The organism is Belliella alkalica, assembly GCF_022549785.1.
GTDB classification, from domain to species: domain Bacteria; phylum Bacteroidota; class Bacteroidia; order Cytophagales; family Cyclobacteriaceae; genus Belliella; species Belliella alkalica.
In genome coordinates, this window is record NZ_JAKZGO010000023.1 from 19,887 (window position 1) to 35,157 (window position 15,271).

Here is a 15,271-nt window from a genome sequence, read left to right on the forward strand (position 1 = left end):
TATGTCAATACACCGCGAAGGAAGATCACTGTTGTTCTGGTTGCTGTTAATTTTAACAGCTTTGAATTATGCATTATATTACTATTTGCCTGATCAAGAAGTTTTGCTGAATTTGGTTTTGCTTGGAAGTGTGATAATTTACTTGATCATATTACAGTTTTTCAGAAGTCCGTTTGTCCCAATTAGACAAGAAGAAGACATGGTCTTTGCCCCAGCAGATGGGAAAGTAGTAGTGATTGAAGAGACATTTGAAGATGAATATCTAAAGGAAAAAAGAAAGCAGGTTTCTATTTTTATGTCCCCTATCAATGTCCACGTAAATCGTTCTCCTATTGCGGGTATTGTGGAGTACTTCAAATATCATCCTGGCAAATATTTGGTAGCGTGGCACCCAAAATCTAGTTTTGAAAACGAGAGAACTACTATGGTCATTCAGTCTCCCAATGGTACCAAACTTCTGGTAAGGCAAATTGCAGGAGCTTTGGCTAGAAGAATTAAGTGGTATGTATCCAAAGGCTCTCCATTACAGCAATGTGGTGAATTTGGTTTTATTAAATTCGGCTCTCGTGTAGACGTATTCCTACCTTTAGATGCTGAGATTTTGGTAAATATCGATCAAAAAACCAAAGGTGGCAGGACACCTATCGCAAGATTAAAATAATAGAAAAAACTATACGTTCAGAAAATTTTTCAGATTAAAAAAAGCTAGGACTCCATAAACAATGAAGTTCTAGCTTTTTTTGGTTAAAAACCCAATCAAAGGTTTAATGATTATCGTAATTCCAAAAATCATTCACACAATCTTTATATTCATTCTTTGTAAGTTAAGTGGTGATGAAATCCAGAGGGTTTTTACCAATATAAATTGTGATTGTCCACAATACAGCATTTAGTACTATTTTTAACCTTATCGTGTACGAATACTTGTCCACTGACGATAGCCAACAATCCATAGAAGTTGAAATTGGTTGATCTAGAAATGTATTCGGCTGGTTAAGTGCAAGAAAACGCTTATTATAAATCAAGCAAACATAAGAGTGTATTGTGAATTATAGAGATTAATTAAAGAAATTTCCTTTAACTTTTTTCCAATACAAGTATCCTAAAGTCAAAGTCGACAAGAAGAAAATGAAGGTCATCCACTCATAAGTTCTTTTATCGGATTTTCTCTCTATAATTTGGGTATCCTTTTCTTGGAGTACCCTTTTTAGTGTAGCTATTTCCCTTTCCTGCTTTTGGGCAATAAATTTATAATCGTTTTTTTCATACGTGATCTCAGTCTTTTCGATTTCGCCCAGCATTCTCAATTCATCCATGATTTGATTATCTTTCTGAATGATCCTAGCCATCCACCCATTGGTCTCTATCATATCTTTCTTTGTCCTATTGCCAAAGATTCCAGACTTTTTACTTTCAGCTCTTTGCCATTGCTGATGCAGAGACTGGCGCTCATCGAGCATTTTCTCAAGCTTGGCTTGGGCAAACAAGTTGAATGGAATAATAAATAAAATCAGTAGTAAGTAATTTTTCATTTGAATTTTGGTGATTTGTCTACCTAAAATCAAATAATGTGCCACTAGGGTAGAAAGGCAATTCCTATCTCATTTTCATTTTCTTGCCCATACGCCTTTTGAAGGTTCCTGCCCTTCTTTTGTTATTTGTATAAAAATTATAAAGAAAATTAATGGCAAATGCAGTTATCGTCAATGGAATAAAAAACCCTGGAGCCATTGTCTTAATTCCTATTAAAATAAGCAATGTGGCAATCATCCCCATTTTGAAAGACGTATGACTCTCTGGGTAGATACTTTTCACTAGATACAAACTCAAAGCCTCAATTAATGTGACCATCACGAGCAGATAAACTAGCATTTGTTTCATAGTGGTATCACCCGACCATACTACCCACGCAAGGCCTGCTGCTACTAGAATTAGACTCAAAGATTGTATTGAAGTATTTAATTTTTCTTTCATGTGTTTATAATTTGTTTTTCAGAGGTCACATGGAATCTCGCATGGTTGATAATCATCCCAGTGTGTGACGTTCTTCGTCATGCTTGATTTCATATTGTTTTATTTTGGGTATTAAAAGTGAAATAAGGTAGATATTATATCCTTAAAAAGCAATTTGGCTTAGACGAAAAAGAAGGAATAGCACCAAGTAAATATTAAATATTTCCAAAAATGCTATTCCTTTAACAATGGTTTTTTATAAATCTCTATATCCGCTTTCTTGCCATTAGCCAAATGAATTAATACACGGATAACTACTAAACTAATAACCCTTGTGCGCTCCACCATGCTGGACAGGCGTGGAGTAATTGACGATTATCCGCAACATAATGTTTTGCTTACTTCATTACTGGCAAAGTTCCTCCAATAATGGGTTTACATGCTGTTGACTTTCGTCCGTCGACAGTTGACGATTTGATCTTACCTGAATATGGTTTACACATTAGTGTCTAGTATATGGTTTTGTTCTTCGTTTAATTGGATATCCCTTTTCATACTAGTAGCCATTAATAATATTGTTTTAAGTTCAAATTAATCAGCTGTTGTCGGATGTCCATCGACTGTTGTCAATTTTACAATTTATTCTTGATGAATTCAGTCATCATATTGTACAAATGCCAGCTAGTATTTCCACCTGAGATTCCGTGGTTTCTGTTTGGATAATAGAAAGAGTCAAACTGTTTGTCTGCCTTGACCAAAGCGTCAACCAAATCAACAGCATTTTGGAAATGAACATTGTCGTCTCCCGTGCCATGGATCAGAAGCAGGTTTCCTTTTAATTTGTTCACATGAGTAATTGGGCTGTTGTCATCGTATCCTGCTGCATTGAGCTGAGGAGTCTGAAGATATCTCTCCGTATAGATAGTGTCATAATACCTCCACGTAGTCACAGGGGCAACAGCTATGGCAGATTTGAACACATCGTTTCCGATCATCAAAGCGAGCGAAGACATGTAGCCACCATATGACCAGCCCCAGATTCCGATTCTTCCTTTGTCAATAAATGGCAATGATCCTAGATGCTTAGCTCCTGCTATTTGATCTTCAACTTCAATTTTTCCAAGATTGGCATAAGTACTATGCTTGAAATCCCTTCCTCTTGCACCAGTACCTCTATTGTCCACACATACTACAATGTAACCTTCAGCAGCTAAATGGTGATGCCAAAAATCCCGAGTTCCTCCCCAAGAATTTGTGACATTCTGTGAACCAGGTCCTCCATATACATACATCAATACGGGGTATTTCTTTGAATCGTCAAAATCTGACGGTTTGATCATATAGGCATTCAGAGAAGTTCCCTCTATTGTCTCAAAAGTGAAAAACTCTTTTTTGGACATTGCAAAATTTCTCAGTTTATCCTTAAGTTCCTGATTGTCTTCAAGAACTTGAATTTCCTTGCCAGAAGCTTGGTTCAAAGTTACTTTCGAAGGTGTGTTAGCATCACTGTAATAGCCAATGAAGTACTTGAAATCCTTACTCATATTTACAGAATGAGTTCCCTTAGCTGGTGTAAGTAGTTTCTTTCCTTTTCCATCCAAGTTGATCACATAGAGATTTCTTTCCAAAGGAGACGCTTCTGTAGAAATGAAATATATCTTCTTCCCTTTTTCATCTACGCCTACCATGTTTGTCACTTCCCAGTTTCCTGAAGTGATTTGACGGATCATTTTACCAGAGTTATCATGCTGATAGATATGCTTATAGCCATCTTGCTCAGAAGTTCTTATAAACCCTTTGTTGTCTTTCAGGAAAAATAAATTATCGTTGTAGTCAAGATCTACATAGGTTTCCGACTTTTCCTGCAAAATCAAATCACTTTTCCCTGTTTCGGTATTAGCATAAAATAAATCAAGCTGATTTTGTAACCTGTTCATTCTCAAAAATGCCAAAGTATTCGAATTGGCAGTCCAATATATTCTTGGCAGATAGATGTCTTTTTCAGTTCCAGCATCTAAAGTGACAGTTTTTTTCGAATCCAAATCATAAACATGGATACTTACTTCAGCATTTTTCTCGCCAGCTTTAGGATATTTGAATTTGTAATCTTTCGGATACAATTCCCCCCAAGTTTGCATATTGAATTCAGGTACATCGGTTTCATCAAATCTGATAAAAGCAATTTTTTTACCGTCAGGAGACCAATCAAATGCTTTTGACATGGAAAATTCTTCTTCATAAACCCAGTCAGCAGCACCATTGATGATCTCATTCCATTTGCCATCTTTTGTAATTTGGGTAATTGAATTGGATGCCAATTCAATAACAAAAAGATTATTATCCTTCACATAGGCGACTTTATCATTGTCAGGAGAAAGTGTCGCATACATGATTTTTTCCCCATCAGCGATCAACTGCTTTTCACCGGATTTTAGATCTACCACATGATTGATTCCTTTGGAAGACCTTCGATAGATTCTTTCTATGTCAGACACAATCAATGCTTTTGATTCTTCTGCATTGAAGCTATAGGAGGAGAAATTTACACCGATCTTTTGCCCATCGATCAAGACTTCTTCCTGCTTGCCTGTAGCAACATTGATTTTCACCACAGAAGGTGCTCCATTAGATCTGTTCAGTGAACTATAATATTGGCCATCATTCATCCAGTTGATGCCATAAACTGATTTTGCAGAGAAAGAATTAGACTTGAATACATCTTCAAGTGTGATTTTCTTTTTCTCCTGCGCTGAAGCTGAAGTGCCTAAAATAACCACAAAAGCCAAAATGCAAATTCGTTTCAATAGATACATATTATATTGGATTTTTATTCAGGTTGCTAAAATAGAGAAAAGGTGTATTTAAATACTAACCTCTGATCAAATTAGAGTTTTAAATAAGAGTAGGTAGTGAATTTGATTTTTTGAGTTCTCCATATTTATTTTCTTTAACTCTTTTTATATCTTCATGAAATTTTTAATAAAACCACTTTAATTTTAAGCCCCAATGAAGAAAAAAATAGCCTTGGTCACTGGTGGATTTACAGGTGAGTCTGTAGTCTCCCTCAAAAGTGCAGCAGTAGTAGAGAAAAACCTCGACCTTGATTTATATGATGTTTTTAAAATCTTGATCTATCCTGGAAATTGGTACCACGAGACTTCTTCAGGAGAGAAAATCTCGGTGGACTTAAATGATTTTTCTATAGTTTTGGATGGAAGTAAAATCACTTTTGATGGGGTGTTTAATATTCTTCATGGCTCTCCTGGTGAAGATGGGAAACTGGCAGGCTATTTTGATATGCTAAGAATACCTTATACTACTTGCGACGCAATTACATCTGCGATTACGATGAATAAGGGTTACACTAAGGCAATTGTGCAGAGTATTCCCGAACTTTTTGTGGCTCGATCTTTTCATCTTTTCAAAAATACTGAGGAAAGAAGAGAACAAATTTTACACGATTTGAGGTTACCTCTTTTTATCAAACCGAATAGCGGTGGAAGTAGCATTGGAATGTCAAAAGTAAAAGAACCTAATGAACTGAAAGAGGCTTTGGACAAAGCATTTGCGGAGGATTCTCAAGTTTTGGTAGAAGAGTTTGTATCTGGCAGGGAGTTTTCCATTGGTATCTTCAATGCAAAAGGAAAGACTACAGTACTTCCTGCAACAGAGATTGTTAGCAGCAAAGAGTTTTTTGATTTTGAAGCCAAATATTCACCTGGTGTGACTGAGGAAATCACTCCTGGCAGAATGAGTGAGGAAGAAGTCGAAAGGGTAAACAGAATCTGTGAAAAAATTTATCTCAAACTGAATTGCAAAGGTGCAGTCAGGGTAGATTATTTCTTGGAATATGAAACAGGAAAGTTCTATTTTATCGAAATCAACACTGTACCTGGACAGACAGAGACAAGCTTGATATCACAACAAGTTAAAGCTATTGGGATGACGATCAAGCAGTTTTATACAGATTTGATAGAGGAGATGTTTGAGGATTGAAAATTATGAAATTCATCTTCTAGGACCTGAGTTAAGAAAATGTCGAATTGAAAACTTTTAAAAGATCTGACAGGTTTTAAAAAACCTGCCAGATCTTTTAAAATGGTAAACTTTTTTTATCTTTTTATAAACTTAATTCTGTGCTGCTTTTCTCCTTCATGGATAAGAAGAAAATAAATACCAGGGCTCAAATTTGAGGAATCAAAAGAATCTTTGAAGACCTGTAGAGTGTCAGAGAAACGTATCAAGCCGTTCGTGCCAATGATCTGAATGAATGTGTCCTTTTGATTATAACTTGATGGCACAATCAAATGGAGTTGTTCTGATCCCAGTGGGTTTGGATACAGTTTTGGTATTTCCAACTCTTTCCAAGATCCCTCTAATCTAAATATTTTACTATATGTGCCTTTTCCATCACTATCAATCTGCTTGATTCTGTAATAGATATTGTTCCAAGATCTCTTTTCAGCGTATTCATAGCTGTAGGTTCGCGGACTTTCTGTATCTCCTTGACTTGCCAATTCATGAATCAGTTCAAAATGATCCACTCCATTAATAGAGCCCTCAATTTGGAATGCAATATTGTCAACTTCTTTAGCCAAAGTCCAGTAAATATTGATTTTTTCGTTCTCAAAAATGGCTTTTGTCTCAAGCCATTCTACAGGAAGAATCGAAAGTACCCGATAGCTTCCTATAGTGAAAGTGGTGTTGTTGAGGTCTGAAAATATCAAATCTCTTCTTGCCCAAAGAGTGTCCGCATCCACGCCAGGAAGGTGAAGACCTGGAGCTGCGACGCCATTACTGACGATCCTTAAGTCATCCACATTATCTACAATAAGATTTTCTGCTGCCAACTCCATAACAATAGGATCTGAACTTGACGAGATTCCAGAAAGCTCAAAATAAGAGTTGAGTTGATACATGATTGGTGTCCCATCATTATCATCATACATTGGATCCCAATTCGCTCCTGGAATCTCTATTAAGCGGATGTTGAGATTGCCTCCTGGTGTATTTCCTGTCAAGCGCATCCTTCTCACTCCACCTTGATAGGTATCTTCAAAAGGAAAAGTCGCATTTGACGGAGTAAAGGTTGAAGGGATGTTATTGTAGGAAAGGTTATGGAGATTTAGCCACTCTCCGCCTTCATAAAGGTATTCACCTGTCCCACTTGTGTTGAGGTACAGGTCAAATCCATTGAAGTTCACTTGCCCATTTTTCATAAACAAGTTCTCTTTGATCCGAAGATCATTATCGAGAATAACAGTGTTCGTAGGTTTGTCAATTTCAATTTGGGATAAATCCATCTCCCAGTTTGTCACCAGCTGATTTGCTGTACCTACGAATCTTAGGTAAGTGGGTCCATCAGTAGGTACAGGTCCAGATACTCTTTCAATATTACCAGTAAGAAAAATATCGTTTCGAAGGGTTTTGGCGGCATTGTTAGTAAAGAGTAAGTTATGATAAGTATCAGGAATTGCTGAAGTAGGAAGTGTGCTACGTATCATATTCTGAGAACCTACTTCTGAACTATAAAACACACTACCTTCAAGTCTAAACTCGGCGACGTCCATTTCTGGATTATTGCCTAGCAAAATAAAATTGGCATTTGGCTTTAGGTGAAACAAGCCCGCTGGAATAGTTGCTGATCTTCGGATGATTTGTTCAGCAGGTGGACCAGGACATTCACTTACCAAAATCGCTCCAGGTTCAATGATCAATTCACCATAAGCATTTGTTCCATTAAAGGCAGGTATATTTTGCGTATTAAATGAAAAAGTGGAGCAAGCTGGAATACCTGCTGTATTCAATGTCTGCAAAACCGTCCCACTTTCAACATGGAATGCGTTTGCCTTGAATCCTGAATTCACAATCAACGTTTGCCCTGGATTTGCACGGAACTTTACTTGAAATCTACTATTTGTGGTATTTGCGCTCCAAGAAGCTCGGTCTACTACAATCCTTGAATTCCCAACAAAAACAATACTCCCTGTCTCAGGATAGATCCAATCTGTACTTGCATTTGATACGCTATTGTTAAAAAAAATCCCTGCGGTAGTTTGAAAAGCACGCAAGCTACCGTTTACGCGTAATTCAAAAGTTTGGAGATTTAATTTTCTCCCTGGGGAAGCAGCACTGAAAAGGTAAAGATGGTTCACAAATTCTGTATCTGTGAGCCTAACTTCGTGATTTTGTTGTATAAAAACATTGTTGGAAATGTTGGGCTTCGCCGTAGCTGCATTCCATGCCGTACCATCCCATGTTTCCCAAACCAAGGGATTTTCAAAATCCCCTGAAGCAATAGTCCTATAATCGCCTACTGTCAACGGGATTTGAGAAAAGGATAGATCGGTAAAGAAAAGATAAAAAGGAATAAACAAGATAATCCTGTAAATTCGTATCGAATTCATAATGGGGAAAAAGCGATTTGTCCTGTTTGAAAAAGTCATTAAATAAAAAACTTTACTAAGCAATAAAATTAGTTCTATGAAAAGTGTTTTCAAAAAACTCTTCCTCACTTATACGTTTATTTATACGTTTAGCTTTTTTGCGCAAGCAGAATCTTACCAAATCAGTCTGCTGACTTGCGACCCAGGTGATGAGATTTACTCCGTTTTTGGTCACAGCGCCATAAGGATTATTGATCAAGAGACCGGAGAGGACATCGTTTACAACTATGGCACTTTTGATTTCAATGCGCCTTATTTTGTAGTAAAATTCACGCAGCGAACATTGGATTACATGCTGAGTGTAACCACTTTCGATCGCTTTATTTACGAATACCAATATTTTCAGAGAAATGTCAGGGAACAAGTTCTTGACCTTAATGAAGAGCAAAAGTTGGAAGTCATTAAATTTCTCAAAATCAACAGCCTCCCCGAGAATAAGCTCTACCGATATGACTTTTTTTATGATAATTGTGCTACGAGAATCCGTGATTTGTTTGAGGAAGTACTGGGTAAGCAGCTGAAATGGAATGAAATAAATGATCCTGAGGAAAAGTCATTTAGGGATTTGATTGATGAGTATGTGTACCCTTTACCATGGTATGATTTGGGAATTGATCTGGCATTGGGATATGTGATAGATGCAAAAGCAAGTGAGAGAGACAAGCAGTTTTTGCCTGATTATATGGAGATGGCTTTTGAAAGAGCAAGTATAGAAGGAGATGGGCCTACTCGACCTCTTGTAAAGTCCCAAAGAGTAATCTTGGAGTTTCCTGAGAGAAACCTTTCAGGAAGTTTATTTAACCCTTATTTAGTTATGTGGCTGATTGCAATCATTTTTATGGTAATCACATATTTAGGATATAAGAGAAAAAGGCTATTTGTGGGTTTTGATGTAACATTGTTCGGGATTTTGGGCCTTGTTGGTTTATTGGTGGCAGTGCTTTGGTTTTTGACTTTTCATTCACAGACAAAGTGGAACTGGAATATTCTGTGGGCATTTCCCGGTCATTTGGTTTTGGCATATGGCTTGTTGAAAAAGAATGCCTCTGCTTGGGTTAGAAAATACCTAATGTTTGCATTGATCATGGCTGATGCTGCGGTGGTATTTTGGATTTTGGGATGGCAGTCATTTCACCCAAGTCTTATTCCAATCATGTTGGTCATTATTTTGAGGACTAATTTCCTTTATTACAATTATGAGAAAATGAAAAAAGTAAATCAAGTATAAAATTGAAGTAATTCTCTAGAATAAAAATAGCTGATTAGCTATGATAAATCTGATGGTTGTGGCTAATATACTCTCTAATTGCGTTTTGCAAATTTGCTATTTGAAAACTATGGGAGTCAATCATACAAAAGTCAAAAGAATCAGATTTGGAAAAGTGAATTTATTCAAACTATTTGGTAGTATTCCGTTGTTACACTTTGATAGCTCAGAGACAATATGGATTTTAACTTACAATCAGAGTACAAACCAACAGGTGATCAGCCCGTAGCCATTGAGCAATTGGTTCATGGAATCAAGGAAGGTGATCCTGCGCAAGTTTTGTTGGGAGTGACAGGTTCTGGGAAAACATTCACAGTTGCCAATGTCATTCAGCAAGTTCAAAAACCAACTTTGGTATTGAGCCACAACAAAACCCTCGCCGCCCAATTGTATGGAGAGTTCAAGCAGTTTTTCCCTGAGAATTCGGTAGAGTATTTTATCTCCTACTACGATTATTATCAGCCTGAGGCTTTTATTCCTACAAGCGGCACTTATATTGAAAAAGACCTTTCCATCAATGAAGAGATAGAAAAACTTCGATTGAGTGCAACTTCTGCACTTTTGTCGGGAAGGAGAGATGTGATTGTAGTAGCTTCTGTATCCTGTATCTATGGTATTGGGAATCCAGATGAATTTGCCAAAAATGTCATTCGACTTCAGGAAGGAGATAGAATCCCCCGAAATCAATTGCTTTTCAAATTAGTAGATATTCTCTACAGCCGTACAAATGCAGATCTTACACATGGTACTTTCAGGGTAAAAGGAGATACTGTTGATGTATTCGTCGCTTATGCGGATTTTGCATATAGGATTTTCTTCTGGGGAGATGAAATCGAAGCGATCCAAAGAGTAGACCCCGCCACAGGAAAGAAAATTTCTGACGAGAAAATTATCTCAATTTTCCCCGCCAACCTTTTCGTAACTGGAAGGGATGTAATCGATACAGCCATTCATGAGATTCAAGATGATATGATGGCTCAAGTTTCGTTTTTTGAAAAAGACATGAAGCTTATAGAGGCCAAGCGACTGAAAGAGCGGACAGAATTTGACTTGGAAATGATCCGTGAATTGGGTTATTGTTCGGGTGTGGAGAACTATTCTCGCTATTTTGACAGAAGGATGCCAGGAACACGGCCTTTTTGTTTGTTGGATTATTTTCCTGATGATTTTTTATTGGTCATTGATGAAAGTCATGTCACGGTACCCCAAGTAAGAGCAATGTGGGGTGGTGATCGGTCCAGAAAGGTAAATTTGGTGGATTACGGATTCAGATTACCATCAGCATTGGATAATAGACCATTGAAATTTGATGAATTCGAAAGTTTGACAAATCAAGTGATCTATGTAAGTGCCACGCCAGCTGACTATGAACTTGCTCAGACTGAAGGTGTGGTTGTGGAGCAAATTATCCGTCCTACAGGTTTGCTGGATCCATTGATTGAAGTAAGGCCAAGTGCCAATCAAATAGATGATCTTTTGGAAGAAATAGACCAGACGATCAAAACGGATGCAAGGGTTTTGGTTACTACCTTGACCAAAAGAATGGCAGAGGAACTGCAAAAATACCTAGAGCGAACAGGTGTAAAAAGCCGCTATATCCACTCAGAAGTTAAGCCTTTGGATCGTGTTGAGATTTTGAGGGAACTGAGGCTGGGTGTGTTTGATGTGTTGGTGGGAGTGAACTTGTTGAGAGAGGGATTGGATTTGCCAGAGGTCTCTTTAGTTGCCATCTTGGATGCTGATAAGGAAGGTTTCTTGCGAAATGAAAGGAGTTTGGTTCAGACAATAGGACGAGCTGCCCGAAATGAAAACGGCCGTGTAATCATGTATGCAGATAGGGTTACAGATTCCATGAAAATGGCAATTGATGAAACCAAGCGAAGAAGAGGAGTCCAAATGGAGTACAATGAAAAACATGGTATCACCCCAAAAACTATCCTCAAGTCCAGAGAGAAAATTATGGGTCAGACCAAGGTCGCAGACAGCAAGAAAAATGCTAAACTGTATCAAGAGAATCTTGAGCTGGAAGCCATGGTTGCTGCAGATCCATTGGTTCAGTATCTCAGCAAAGATAAACTGGAAAAATTGATTGGCCATACACAAAAGCAAATGGAAAAAGCAGCCAAAGACCTCAACTTCATGGAAGCAGCGCGTCTGAGAGATGAATGGCAAGGAATGAAAAATCGTCTTGCTGATGTGGAGAGAGGTGTGAAGAAATAAACCTCTCAACCTTTGGGGTTTGCCAAAACCCCGAAGGTTTTTGCCAATGAAAAGCAAGAGACGAGAAGCGAGAGACGAGAAGCGAGAGACGAGAAGAAAGACATAAAGAAGTGGGAAAATGAAAAGTGTCAAAATTTCAGCTCGAGATTTCTCCTTTTAATTCTACGAGGCAAGCTCCTCTAATCGAAATAACTTGTCTCTAAAACGAGGGGTAAGTGCAAAATAAGTCTCAACTATTTTAAAAATAAATTTAAATATCACCCCCAAACCCTTTCCAATAAAAATCATCAACATGACATTGCAAGACATCCATAGATATGCACAGCAAGGAGAGGGCTTGAAGATTGAATTCAAGAAAAAGGCGGCTTACCCTGAGAAAATCGTCAGGGAATTTATTGCTTTGGCAAATACTGAAGGAGGGGTTTTGCTGATAGGTGTAGATGATGATGGAACTGTAAGCGGTCAACGATTTATAGAAGAGGAGGTTTTTGTCATGGAAAAAGCCATACAAAAATTGATTTTCCCGGCTTTGGGATATGAATTAACAACTTTCAAGTTGAATCCGAAAAAAGGAGTAGCTGTATTTCAAATTCCCAAATCAGATGGAAGACCACATTATCTCAAAGAAGATGAAAGAAAAAAAGCCTATATCAGAGTGGGGGACAAGACTGTGCAGGCAAGTAGAGAGGTTTGGGAAATTTTGAGAAGAGGAAAAAATCCCAAAGACATGGTGTTTACTTATGGTCAAAAGGAAACCATTTTGATGCAAGCCTTGGCAGAACGTGAAAGGATTACTTTGAAGGAATTTGCATATCTAGCAAAGTTGCCTAAGTTTTTAGCTTCCAAAACACTCATAAGGCTGGTATTGGCAAATGTACTTCAGATAATTCCCCAAGAAATTGAAGACCAGTATATGCTTAAACCATAATTTACAATGGAAGTGATAAGCCATATCGATGGTTGAACCCTGCCAGCCCCTGAAGTCCCCCAGTGTGGAGGATCAGAATTTTTGAACCTGAAGCTATTTGATCATTTTTGATCATTTCAAACAAGCCATAAATCATTTTTCCTGTATATATCGGTTCTATCGCAATTTCAAATTCTTTGTAAAACCACCTGATAAAATCGATCAAATCTGAATTGACTTTACCATATCCACCAAAATGATATTGGTCAATAACTTGCGTCTTTCCTTTTGGCGTAATTTTATATTTTTCAAGTAGGGATTTTATTTCGTCATGGATAAAATCACCTTTCAGGGAAGAGAAACCCATAAGGATTTGATCTTCGTTGATTTTATTTGCAAGACCTGAAAATGTACCTCCAGTGCCGATAGAGGTAGCAATATGAGTATATTCCGAATCATCTTGGTCTAAAATCTCTGTTGTACCTTTGATAGCCTCTTCATTGTTGCCACCTTCTGGAATCATGTAAAAATTTCCAAACTTTTCTTTCAATGAAATCAAGAAATCACTTTCGGTTTTTTTTCTATATTCTTCCCTGCTCACATAATGAATATGCATGCCATGCTCCAAAGCACTAGCGATAGTTGGGTTTAGCGGGAGTGTTTCCTCTCCCCTAATTATGCCAATGCTGTGGAGGTTTGCTGACTTTGCGGCAGCAGCACACGCATAGATATGATTGGAGTATGCACCGCCAAAAGTCAAAATAGTGTCATGTCCCTCACTTATTGCTTTTTCCAGATTGTATTTCAGTTTGAAAAACTTATTGCCAGAAGCAAGTTCATGGATTTGATCCAGCCTTTTGATCGAAATTTCTATTCCTTTGTCCTCCCAAAGTGGATAAGAGATTTTTTCGGTAGTGATCCTTTGTGGTATTAGCATCATTATTGGATTTATATGGGCAAATATCCGAAACTTTGTTAAACTAGCCTTACTTTTGTACCATGGCAGAGGAATTTGAATTAGAAAACTTCGATGAAGAGGAAGTAGAGCTTTTTGAACATTATAGTTTCAATATAGACAAAAAGCAGTCTTTGATAAGGATTGATAAGTTTTTGACTGATAAAATAGCAAATTCGACTAGAAATAAGGTACAGACAGCGATTGATAATGGTCACATTACTGTCAATGGAAGTGTAGTCAAGTCAAATTACAAAATCAAACCGATGGATGAAATCAAGGTTTATCTAGAAAAACCTGTGATGAACTCCGAAGTAGTCCCTGAAGAGATCCCGTTGGATATAGTTTTTGAAGATGAATATCTTTTGATTATCAATAAGCCAGCAGGAATGGTCGTTCATCCAGCCCATGGTAATTGGACGGGGACTTTAGTCAATGGCTTGGTGCATTATTTCAATCAATTGCCAGAATTGCCAGGAAACAGTGGAAGACCTGGATTGGTGCATAGGATTGATAAAGACACATCGGGTCTTCTTGTTATCGCAAAATCCGAGACGGCGATGACTGATTTGGCAAACCAATTTTTTCACCATACTATAGACAGAACATACTTGGCATTAGTTTGGGGAGAACCTCAAGAGGATGAAGGAACCATCAATGCACACGTAGGTAGAAGTGCCAAGGATCGAAAAGTGATGGCAGCATTTCCAGATGGCAGTGAGGGCAAGCACGCGATTACACATTATAAAGTAATCAAAAGATTGAGATATGTTTCCTTGATACAGTGCAATTTGGAGACAGGAAGAACCCATCAAATCCGTGCCCACATGAAGCACATTGGTCATCCTTTGTTCAATGATGCGATGTATGGAGGAGATAAAATCAGAAAAGGTACACAGTTTTCGAAATACAAATCATTTATCCAAAATTGCTTCAAAATAATCCCAAGACAGGCGCTTCATGCCAAATCACTCGGCTTTGTACACCCAATCACCAAGGAAAGAATGTATTTTGAGGCGCCATTGCCGGAAGATTTTTTGACTGTATTAGAGAAATGGGATCAGTATGTAGTTTATGAAAGCTAAGCTCCAAATAATCTACTGCCACATACCAAACAATTAAATTTAAAAGAAAAATTTTTCGATCTGGAAAATTATTCAAAGAAGTGAATTATTAAAACCTTTTGAAAAGAGGCTAATTTGTAAAGAAATTAGCCTCTTTTTCATCCATGATTTAATAAACTAAAAGGTTTTAGCGCAATTAATTGTTATGGAAACCGATATGCTGTTATCAAGTTTTCAATAATTGAATTTTCGCAATCGTTGTAATTATTATTTGATTAAATAAAAAGGCTTAAAATTAAATATAATGTAAATTTTAAGCCATTTCGTTATAATATTTTCAAGAATAAAATTTGGTGCTTATCTTTGTAAGGTAATCAGAGATAAAAAGTGTCTCTTTTTAATGTTTGAAGTGAGACGGTCACGATTCTAAAACTGAATAAAGGTTCGATTCCTTATCAA

Annotated in this window: 11 protein-coding genes; 6 read left to right on the top strand and 5 right to left on the bottom strand. The window is 37.4% G+C overall.

Translation table 11 applies throughout. The annotated features are described in order from the left end of the window. The first annotated feature begins 1 nt into the window (after window position 1). Window positions 2-661, top strand: a complete 660-nt coding sequence (locus MM213_RS18395) for a phosphatidylserine decarboxylase family protein (protein ID WP_241414360.1) — start codon at window positions 2-4, stop codon at window positions 659-661. A gap of 397 nt (window positions 662-1,058) precedes the next feature. On the opposite strand, the gene MM213_RS18400 is transcribed toward MM213_RS18395, so the two are convergent. The 3 genes from MM213_RS18400 to MM213_RS18410 form a co-directional block, all read right to left on the bottom strand. Beyond that, the gene (locus MM213_RS18400) at window positions 1,059-1,532 is read right to left on the bottom strand and encodes a Clp protease ClpB (RefSeq protein WP_241414361.1); all 474 of its coding nucleotides are present in this window, start codon (window positions 1,530-1,532) and stop codon (window positions 1,059-1,061) included. Between the two features lie 64 nt (window positions 1,533-1,596). Further along, window positions 1,597-1,974, bottom strand: coding sequence for a hypothetical protein (locus MM213_RS18405; protein ID WP_241414362.1), 378 nt, complete (start codon window positions 1,972-1,974; stop codon window positions 1,597-1,599). A gap of 611 nt (window positions 1,975-2,585) precedes the next feature. Then, on the bottom strand, window positions 2,586-4,766 hold the full coding sequence (locus MM213_RS18410; protein ID WP_241414363.1) for a S9 family peptidase: 2,181 nt from the start codon (window positions 4,764-4,766) through the stop codon (window positions 2,586-2,588). 193 nt (window positions 4,767-4,959) lie between these two features. Between MM213_RS18410 and MM213_RS18415 the strand changes: the two genes are divergently transcribed. Continuing rightward, on the top strand, window positions 4,960-5,949 hold the full coding sequence (locus MM213_RS18415; protein ID WP_241414364.1) for a D-alanine--D-alanine ligase: 990 nt from the start codon (window positions 4,960-4,962) through the stop codon (window positions 5,947-5,949). 116 nt (window positions 5,950-6,065) lie between these two features. Here the strand turns inward: MM213_RS18415 and MM213_RS18420 are convergent, their stop codons facing one another. Beyond that, entirely contained in the window at window positions 6,066-8,360 is a 2,295-nt protein-coding gene (locus tag MM213_RS18420; RefSeq protein WP_241414365.1) for a T9SS type A sorting domain-containing protein, read from the bottom strand. A gap of 76 nt (window positions 8,361-8,436) precedes the next feature. Here MM213_RS18420 and MM213_RS18425 point away from each other — a divergent pair, with 76 nt between their 5' ends. From MM213_RS18425 to MM213_RS18435, 3 genes are all read left to right on the top strand, one after another. After that, a complete protein-coding gene (locus tag MM213_RS18425) occupies window positions 8,437-9,627 on the top strand; it encodes an Lnb N-terminal periplasmic domain-containing protein (RefSeq protein ID WP_241414366.1) in 1,191 nt (396 codons plus the stop codon). A 216-nt stretch (window positions 9,628-9,843) separates the two neighbouring features. Next, window positions 9,844-11,886, top strand: coding sequence for an excinuclease ABC subunit UvrB (gene uvrB / locus MM213_RS18430; protein WP_241414367.1), 2,043 nt, complete (start codon window positions 9,844-9,846; stop codon window positions 11,884-11,886). A 292-nt stretch (window positions 11,887-12,178) separates the two neighbouring features. After that, entirely contained in the window at window positions 12,179-12,814 is a 636-nt protein-coding gene (locus MM213_RS18435) for an AlbA family DNA-binding domain-containing protein (RefSeq protein ID WP_241414368.1), read from the top strand. Between the two features lies 1 nt (window position 12,815). Here the strand turns inward: MM213_RS18435 and MM213_RS18440 are convergent, their stop codons facing one another. Beyond that, window positions 12,816-13,733: a 1-aminocyclopropane-1-carboxylate deaminase/D-cysteine desulfhydrase gene (locus MM213_RS18440; protein ID WP_369413962.1), complete on the bottom strand. Its 918-nt coding sequence runs from the start codon at window positions 13,731-13,733 to the stop codon at window positions 12,816-12,818. A gap of 59 nt (window positions 13,734-13,792) precedes the next feature. Here MM213_RS18440 and MM213_RS18445 point away from each other — a divergent pair, with 59 nt between their 5' ends. Further along, the gene (locus MM213_RS18445; RefSeq protein WP_241414369.1) at window positions 13,793-14,833 is read left to right on the top strand and encodes an RluA family pseudouridine synthase; all 1,041 of its coding nucleotides are present in this window, start codon (window positions 13,793-13,795) and stop codon (window positions 14,831-14,833) included. The last annotated feature ends 438 nt before the right edge of the window (window positions 14,834-15,271 follow it).

Bases quoted from the DNA above. Each gene is read 5' to 3' on its own strand.
- MM213_RS18405 (WP_241414362.1), bottom strand. From the start codon at position 1,974: ATGAAAGAAAAATTAAATACTTCAATACAATCTTTGAGTCTAATTCTA.
- MM213_RS18415 (WP_241414364.1), top strand. From the start codon at position 4,960: ATGAAGAAAAAAATAGCCTTGGTCACTGGTGGATTTACAGGTGAGTCT.
- MM213_RS18440 (WP_369413962.1), bottom strand. From the start codon at position 13,733: ATGATGCTAATACCACAAAGGATCACTACCGAAAAAATCTCTTATCCA.
- MM213_RS18435 (WP_241414368.1), top strand. From the start codon at position 12,179: ATGACATTGCAAGACATCCATAGATATGCACAGCAAGGAGAGGGCTTG.
- MM213_RS18410 (WP_241414363.1), bottom strand. From the start codon at position 4,766: ATGTATCTATTGAAACGAATTTGCATTTTGGCTTTTGTGGTTATTTTA.
- MM213_RS18420 (WP_241414365.1), bottom strand. From the start codon at position 8,360: ATGAATTCGATACGAATTTACAGGATTATCTTGTTTATTCCTTTTTAT.
- MM213_RS18425 (WP_241414366.1), top strand. From the start codon at position 8,437: ATGAAAAGTGTTTTCAAAAAACTCTTCCTCACTTATACGTTTATTTAT.
- MM213_RS18445 (WP_241414369.1), top strand. From the start codon at position 13,793: ATGGCAGAGGAATTTGAATTAGAAAACTTCGATGAAGAGGAAGTAGAG.
- uvrB (WP_241414367.1), top strand. From the start codon at position 9,844: ATGGATTTTAACTTACAATCAGAGTACAAACCAACAGGTGATCAGCCC.
- MM213_RS18395 (WP_241414360.1), top strand. From the start codon at position 2: ATGTCAATACACCGCGAAGGAAGATCACTGTTGTTCTGGTTGCTGTTA.
- MM213_RS18400 (WP_241414361.1), bottom strand. From the start codon at position 1,532: ATGAAAAATTACTTACTACTGATTTTATTTATTATTCCATTCAACTTG.